Annotated in this window: 10 protein-coding genes and 1 tRNA gene; 6 read left to right on the top strand and 5 right to left on the bottom strand. The window is 62.6% G+C overall.

Translation table 11 applies throughout. The annotated features are described in order from the left end of the window. Positions 1-569: riboflavin synthase (locus P8R33_RS11315; RefSeq protein ID WP_278329059.1), on the top strand; the 569-nt coding region annotated here is incomplete at its 5' end. Positions 570-581: 12 nt separating this feature from the next. Here the strand turns inward: P8R33_RS11315 and P8R33_RS11310 are convergent. From P8R33_RS11310 to P8R33_RS11300, 3 genes are all read right to left on the bottom strand, one after another. Beyond that, positions 582-1,121: a GNAT family N-acetyltransferase gene (locus P8R33_RS11310; RefSeq protein WP_278329058.1), complete on the bottom strand. Its 540-nt coding sequence runs from the start codon at positions 1,119-1,121 to the stop codon at positions 582-584. Positions 1,122-1,127: 6 nt separating this feature from the next. Then, positions 1,128-2,309: an amino acid aminotransferase gene (locus P8R33_RS11305; RefSeq protein WP_278329057.1), complete on the bottom strand. Its 1,182-nt coding sequence runs from the start codon at positions 2,307-2,309 to the stop codon at positions 1,128-1,130. A 117-nt stretch (positions 2,310-2,426) separates the two neighbouring features. Further along, entirely contained in the window at positions 2,427-3,221 is a 795-nt protein-coding gene (locus P8R33_RS11300; RefSeq protein WP_278329056.1) for a DUF1134 domain-containing protein, read from the bottom strand. Between the two features lie 207 nt (positions 3,222-3,428). Here P8R33_RS11300 and P8R33_RS11295 point away from each other — a divergent pair. After that, positions 3,429-3,520 (top strand) — tRNA-Ser (locus tag P8R33_RS11295). A gap of 234 nt (positions 3,521-3,754) precedes the next feature. Here P8R33_RS11295 and P8R33_RS11290 read toward each other — a convergent pair. Together P8R33_RS11290 and P8R33_RS11285 are read right to left on the bottom strand one after the other, a co-directional pair. Continuing rightward, the gene (locus P8R33_RS11290; RefSeq protein WP_278329055.1) at positions 3,755-4,093 is read right to left on the bottom strand and encodes an ArsR/SmtB family transcription factor; all 339 of its coding nucleotides are present in this window, start codon (positions 4,091-4,093) and stop codon (positions 3,755-3,757) included. After that, positions 4,090-4,749, bottom strand: coding sequence for a peroxiredoxin (locus P8R33_RS11285; protein ID WP_446532513.1), 660 nt, complete (start codon positions 4,747-4,749; stop codon positions 4,090-4,092). The genes P8R33_RS11290 and P8R33_RS11285 overlap by 4 nt, the downstream gene beginning before the upstream one ends. A gap of 83 nt (positions 4,750-4,832) precedes the next feature. Between P8R33_RS11285 and P8R33_RS11280 the strand changes: the two genes are divergently transcribed. Genes P8R33_RS11280 through P8R33_RS11265 form a run of 4 tightly spaced genes read left to right on the top strand, consistent with a single transcriptional unit; the run spans position 4,833 to position 7,034 of the window. Beyond that, positions 4,833-5,762, top strand: a complete 930-nt coding sequence (locus tag P8R33_RS11280; protein WP_278329053.1) for an MBL fold metallo-hydrolase — start codon at positions 4,833-4,835, stop codon at positions 5,760-5,762. Next, entirely contained in the window at positions 5,759-6,205 is a 447-nt protein-coding gene (locus tag P8R33_RS11275; protein ID WP_278329052.1) for a YeeE/YedE family protein, read from the top strand. Before P8R33_RS11280 ends, P8R33_RS11275 begins: the two co-directional genes overlap by 4 nt. After that, positions 6,205-6,624 (top strand): DUF6691 family protein, encoded by a 420-nt coding sequence (locus P8R33_RS11270; RefSeq protein WP_278329051.1) that lies wholly within the window; start codon positions 6,205-6,207, stop codon positions 6,622-6,624. The genes P8R33_RS11275 and P8R33_RS11270 overlap by 1 nt, the downstream gene beginning before the upstream one ends. After that, the gene (locus tag P8R33_RS11265) at positions 6,621-7,034 is read left to right on the top strand and encodes a protein tyrosine phosphatase family protein (RefSeq protein ID WP_278329050.1); all 414 of its coding nucleotides are present in this window, start codon (positions 6,621-6,623) and stop codon (positions 7,032-7,034) included. Before P8R33_RS11270 ends, P8R33_RS11265 begins: the two co-directional genes overlap by 4 nt. Positions 7,035-7,036 lie beyond the last annotated feature (2 nt).

The raw sequence follows: 7,036 nt of genomic DNA, 5'->3' as shown, positions 1-7,036 counted from the left end.
AGCGCGGCGATTTGCGCGTCGTGGTCGCTTGCCCCTTCGATCCGGAGGCGATCGATATCGGCGCGTCCATCGCCTGTTCGGGCGTCTGCCTGACGGTGGTCGCGCTGGGCGGCGAGGCCGGCGATGCCCGCGTAACGTTCGACGTGTCGGGCGAAACGGTCAGCAGGACGAAGCAGGGCATGTGGGATCGTGGCGCGAAGCTCAATCTCGAACCTGCGCTCAAGCTCGGCGACGAACTCGGCGGTCATCTGGTGACCGGCCATGTCGATTCGGTTGGTCAGGTCGTGCTGGCGGAGGATGCGGGCGGGTCGCGCAAGATCGCGATCCGCATCAGCCGCGAACTCGCGCCCTTCATCGCGCCTAAGGGCTCGATCACGATCGACGGGGTCTCGCTCACTGTGAACGACGTGCGCGACCGCACCGATGGCACATGCGATTTCGCTGTAAACATCATCCCGCACACCGGTGAGGTGACGACACTCGGCGCGCTGAGCGAAGGCGACCGCGTCAATCTCGAGATCGATGTGCTGGCACGCTATCTCAAACGGATGCAGGCGCTGGCGGGATAGACCCGCAAGCTTTCAGATAAAGGGCCCGGCCTCGAATGCGTTGCGCGTGATTTCGTAGACGAGGTGCACCACGCGCTTGCCCTGATAGCGCTCCAGTTCGTAGCGGTCGGTGCGCTCGGCCCCGATCGCTTCCAGCGCGTTGCGCGAGCGGTAATTGGTGTCGCCCACTCTGAACTCGACCAGCGTTACATGCTCGAAGGCGTGCTCCAGCATGGCGAGCTTCATCTCGCGATTAATGCCTTTCCCCCAGCAGCGCCGCTCCAGGAAGGTCCAGCCGATCTCGACCACGCCGCCTTCTTCCGGGTCGTATTTGTCGTAGCGGGTCGAGCCGACGATGCGATCCTCGGCTTTGTCGACGACAGTCAGCGCTCCACCGCTCGCCAGGCCTTCGTCGAAAAACGCATCGAAAACCTCGCGCCGCCAGCGATCATGGATCGGGTGCTGCTCCCACACCATCGGGTCGGAGGCGATCTCGTAGAGAGCCTCCCGGTCATCCTCCGTCACCGGCCTCAGCACCAGCCGCTCGGTCTCGAGGGTCGGCTGGCGGTCCACTTTCGGTCAGCGCCGCGTGACGTCGGCCAGCGCCGCGATGAACTTGTCGGTATTGCCTGCGTGCAGCCCCGCCACGTTGATGCGGCCGGAGCCTGCCATGTAGACGGCGTGGTCTTCGCGAAGCTTGGCGATCTGATCCTTGGTGAGGGGCAGCATGGCGAACAGGCCATTCTGCTCGGCGAGTGCGGCGAGGTTGAGCCCCGGCACGTCGTTGTCCGCCGCGGCGAGACGTTCGCGGACGCGACGCATCCGCTCGCGCATTTCGGTGAGCTCGTCGAGCCATTCACCGGTCAGCGTATCGTCGCAGAGCACGTGGCGTACCGCCGCGCCGCCGTGATCGGGCGGCATGGACCAGTTCGCGCGCGCCAGCGAATTGGCATTCGACACGATGGCGTCGAGTTGGTTCGGCTCTTTCGCCATCATGTAAAAGGCGCCGACGCGGTCGCGGTAGAGGCCGAAGTTCTTGTCGCAGCTATAGGCTATCAGCGCTTCCGGCACTGCTGCCAGCACGGTGCGAACGCCGGCGATGTCCTCGTCCAGGCCCTGGCCGAGCCCGTGATAGGCGACATCGAGAATTGGCAGCACACCGGCGTCCGCCAACGCGCTGGCGATCTTATCCCACTCCCCGGCAGTGTAATCCACGCCGGTCGGGTTGTGGCAGCAGCCGTGCAACAGAACGGCATCGGTCGGCTTGGCGTTTCGGATCGCGTCTAGCACTGCATCCAGATCGGCGCTGCCGTCTTTCGTCGCGTGATTGAAGGGTGCGACTTCCATCCCGACATCGGCCAAAATTTGCGCATGATTGGGCCAGCTCGGCGTGCCCATATGGATCCGCGTCACGCCCGCCTGCTGGGCCAATGCCACCGCGAGTCGAACGGCGCCGGTGCCGCCCGGGGTCTGCATGCCTTCGATGCGGCCACACATCGTCGCGTCCTCGCCGAAGATGTAAGGCATCAGCGCGACGGTAAAGCCGGTATCCCCTTCCGGACCGAGGTAGGACTTGCTGTCCTGCTCGTCGATGAGCTTCTGTTCGGCCTGTTTGATCGAGCGGAAGACTGGCGTTGCGCCGTCGTTGGTGCGATAGACGCCGACGCCGAGGTCGATCTTGTCCTCCCGCGGGTCTTCGGCATGCATCTTGATCAGCGCGAGCAGCGCGTCGGGAGCCTGGGCTTGAAGGTTTTCGAGCATGCGCGCCTCTTCGCCAAATATGCGTGGGGCCGCAACAGGAAATCCCGCTGCGGCCCCGGAGCTCTTCGGTTTTGTTCTATCGCGACCCGAAGGGCTCCTTGTCTTTGCGACCGAGTATCAGAACGGTAGCCAGCGCTGCTTCTTGGAAAACTTCATGTAACCCGCGTTCACGCCGAGCCGCAGGCCGGCCCCGACGCGAATGGGGATCAGTACGACATCGCCCTTGCGCATGTAGCTTGCCGTGAGGCCGCCGACGACATAGGCCTGGCCTTCGCCGGCCGGATAGCGCTCGTACAGCTCCTCGCTGTCCCACAAATTGTAGACAAGCACGAAGGTGCTGCCCGCGTTCGCGCCTGCATCGAAGCCGATCGACGGGCCGGTCCAGTAAACGGGCCGCTCGCCCTCCACCTTGTGGAACAGCGTGCCTGAGCCATAGCGCGCCCCGACGATGAAGGCTCCGCCCGCCTCGCGCCCGACGATATAGGCATTTGGCTCGCCCTGTTCGGCGAGAAGCTTCTGGATCATGTTGGCGACGCCTTGGGCGCCCTTGCCGAAGACGCCTTCGGCAGCACCGATGAGATCGTCTTCGCGATAGGTGGTGGAGCTGTCGTCCACTGCGGCGGTTTCGACGGCTTCGTCGGCGGCAGCCTCGGCGCTTTGTTCCGACCAGCTGTCTTGCTCGGGATAGCTATCCTCGGGCGCGGCTTCGTCGGGTGCTTGCGTGTAGGTGACCGCTCGGTCTGCCTGCTCGTCGGCATAGACCGGCGCGTCGCCCGGCTGTTCGACGAGATCGCCGTCGATTGCGCTGTCGGGGTCGATAGTCTCGACCTGCGCCGAAAGCGGCGTCGCGGCCAGCCCGATGGCCGCCATGGCGAGGCCGAAGCGGGACAGATGTTGTGCTAGCGTGGTCATGTTTCCCTCCCTGCCGGCGCCAGGCGCACGTACAGTCGATGTCGTAGAAGAATCCCCTTCAAGCAGCAGGGCAATGAAACGGCGATGAACCGAATCGAAAACGGGGCGAAACGAGTCTCTGCCGAGGCGAGATTCTTCCCTTGAAGGGTACGTGGCCCATGGCTATAGCGCGCCCCTCGCCCGGCCAAGCTCCGGCCGGCGACATGCGGAGACGTGGGTGAGTGGCTGAAACCAGCTCCCTGCTAAGGAGCCATACCTGGTAACGGGTATCGAGGGTTCGAATCCCTCCGTCTCCGCCACCGGCCTTTCCCAGGCCCTGCCGATTCCCTGCAGAGGTGCGCGTATCGGATGCTGAGCGACAAGGCTGGCTTGTCGGCGAACATGCAATCCACGAAACTTTGCACCTTGGCGCGCTTGGTCCGCATGTATTTCGCCGGAAAGCAATGGATTTTCGGTTTTCCCATCACCTACGATCGCCTCTGATAACTGCTTCGTTCAAGCAGAGATGACGCAGGAAGCGAGTCCACGAATTTTCAGCTTAGTTTGGCGAAATTGGCGACCCCTGGCGCTGGCTGGCGCGGCTGCCGCTCGGAATTTTCAGACAGACCGCCAAGTGCGCCTGCCGCATCGACAACCTTCGCCATCCTGCTTTGATCGATCCGGTAATAAACGAGTTTGGCGTCTTTCCGGGTCTTCACGAGGCCCGCGTTGCGAAGGACTGCCAATTGCTGCGATAACGTTGGTTGGCCGATACGTGCTGCGTCGTCGATCTCTCCGACATTGCGCTCCTTGCCCGTCAGGGCCTGCATGATGCGAAGACGCACTGGATGCGCGAGCGCCTTCAAGGCGTCGACCAACTCCTCGTCGGTCATTTGCGTGTCCCTCGCTTGGTTTCCTTCATGAACCAATCGGTCTGGCTCTTGGCAGAGAAAACGGTGTCGAGCGACGCGTCGGGCTGCGCCAGCATGGCTTCCCCCGGGGCCCAGTTCGCAGGGGCGAGAACAGGCCCGTCATCGACCGCCTGGAGAGCATCGAGTGTCCTCAGCATTTCGGGCGTCGAACGGCCCACATTCGCCGGGTAACAAGTCATCGCGCGGATGACGCCATGCGGGTCGATGAAGAAAGTCGTCCGAACTGTTGCGCTGTCGTTATCGTTCGGCGCCACCATGCCGTAAGCCCGCCCGATCACGAGGGTCGGGTCCTCCACGATCGGAAAGCGCACCTCGATGTCGTAGCGATCGCGGATCAGTCGCAGCCAGGCGAAATGCGAGAACAGACTGTCGACGGAAAGCGCCATTAGCGCACAATCGCGCTGTTCGAACTCGCTGGCCGATTGGGCCAGTGCGACAAACTCGGTCGTGCACACAGGCGTGAAGTCCGCTGGGTGCGAAAACAGGATCAGCCACCGCCCCCGGTAATCCGAAAGACGAACGTTTCCAATCGTGCTGCGGGCGGAGAAGTCCGGGGCGAAATCTCCGATACGCAATCCGGCGCAAGGCGCCTGTCGTTCGGCCTCGGCTTTGATCATCTCGGTCATCGAGCCCTCATACCACTTGACACCCGAATAGCAACACATATAAACGGTTTATGTAAGTGTATGGAGATCAAGCTATGGCTGATGATCAAAACCTCGACAGCGCTGCCGCCCAGATCGAGCGTGCTCAGGCCGACAAGTGCCTTCGTCCTTCTATCGCGGGCTTTTTCGACGAAGCTACCAACACCGTTTCCTATGTCGCTCACGACCCCAAGACGAACGAAGCGGCGATCATCGACTCGGTCCTGGATTTCGAAGCGGCTTCCGGCCGGACCTCGAATGGCTCGGCCGATCGCATCATCGAATATGTCACTTCCAATAATCTGAAAGTGACATGGCTGATCGAAACGCACGCCCATGCGGACCACATTTCGGCAGCACCCTACCTGCAGGAACGGCTCGGCGGGAAACTGGCTATCGGACGCGATATTATCCGCGTACAGGAGGTATTCGGCAAGCTCTTCAATGCGGGCACCGATTTCGAACGCGACGGATCGCAATTCGACAAGCTGTTCGACGACGGCGAGACCTTCGCCGTCGGCGAACTGGAAGGCATTGCCCTGCACGTGCCCGGTCATACGCCGGCCGATATGGCTTTCATCATCGGCGATGCAGCCTTTGTGGGCGATACGATTTTCATGCCCGATTTCGGGACCGCCCGCGCCGATTTCCCCGGCGGTGACGCGCACCAGCTCTATCGGTCCATTCGCCGACTGCTCTCGCTTCCGGACGAAACCCGCCTGTTCCTGTGCCATGACTACAAGGCGCCGGGCCGCGACGAATACGCTTGGGAAACCACCGTAAAGCAGCAGCGAGAAGAGAACGTGCATGTGAAGGACGGCGTAAGCGAGGAAGATTTCGTCGAGATGCGAACCGGCCGGGACAAGACGCTCGCGATGCCGAAGCTCATCATGCCCTCGGTTCAGGTCAATATCCGCGGCGGTCGCTTGCCCGATCCCGAAGATAATGGTGTCAGCTACATCAAGATTCCGGTGAATGCCGTATGAGCCTCCCCGGTTTCCCTGAAGCTGCGCCGCTTGCAGGCCTGGCGGGTGGCGTCCTGATCGGCCTGGCGGCCGCCGTAATGCTACTTGGCCTTGGCCGGATCGCCGGCGTTTCCGGTCTTGCCGCGAAGGCGGTCGGGCTTGGCGGTAGCGGCATCGCCAGGAGCGGTGCATGGATGTTCGTGGTCGGATTGCCGCTGGGTGCTCTGATCGTGATGCTGGCATCGGGCGGGATCGAAGCAAGCTTCGCCAGCCCCGTTACGCTTGCGATAGCTGGACTGGCGGTCGGTATCGGCACGCGCCTTGGAAGTGGATGCACCAGTGGGCACGGGGTTTGCGGTGTTAGCCGTCTGTCGGGCCGCTCGATTGTCGCCACGCTTACTTTTATGGCAACCGGCATTGTGACAGTCGCGATCATGAACGCGCTCGGGCTGGAGGTGTTGTGATGCGGACCGCTCTCACCTCGATCGTATCCGGCGTTCTCTTCGGCGCTGGCCTTGCTCTCGGTGGCATGACCGACCCTGCGCGTGTGCGCGGCTTTCTCGACATCTTCGGTGACTGGGACCCCACGCTTGCCTTCGTGATGGGCGGAGCCGTCATCGTCATGGCCATTGCATGGCGGATCGTCCCGCGCCTGCCCGAACCGGTCTTCGCCGGCGAGTTTCACCTGCCGACCAAATCCGATCTCACCCCCCGTCTTATCGGGGGGGCAGCTCTTTTCGGTATCGGCTGGGGGATTGCAGGGCTGTGTCCGGGGCCGGGTATCGCCGCGCTTGTCATCGAACCTGCGGCGGCCGCGATATTCGTCGTCGCCATGCTCACCGGAATGGCAGTCGTGCGGCTTTTCGAAGGAGCTGCGTCATGAAGCTCGCGCACGTAAGCGAGACATTCGCTGTCTCCCCTCAGCTTGAACCCCGCGACATGGGTGGGCTTGCCGATGCGGGATTTGATGCGGTGATCTGCAACAGGCCGGATGGCGAAGATCCAGGCCAGCCGACCGTCGCATCGATGCGAGAAGCTGCCGAAGTGGCCGGATTGGCCTTCCATCATATTCCGGTCTCTGGAGGCGAGTTTCCGCCGGTTGCGATCGAGGCCTTCGCCAAGGTCCGCGAAGAAGCGGACGGCAAGGTGCTTGCCTTTTGCCGGACCGGGACGCGCTCCATCACGCTCGACGCACTCGCCAATGTCGAACGCCAATCCGCCGCCGAGCGCATCGAGCGCGCAGAACGAGCCGACTACGATCTTTCGGCCTTGCGCGATCGCCTTGGCGAATAGCG

Source organism: Qipengyuania flavescens (assembly GCF_029688735.1).
Taxonomy (GTDB): Bacteria; Pseudomonadota; Alphaproteobacteria; order Sphingomonadales; family Sphingomonadaceae; genus Qipengyuania.
The sequence above is the reverse complement of the archived record's forward strand: the minus strand, read 5'-3'. Positions and strand labels throughout refer to the sequence as shown.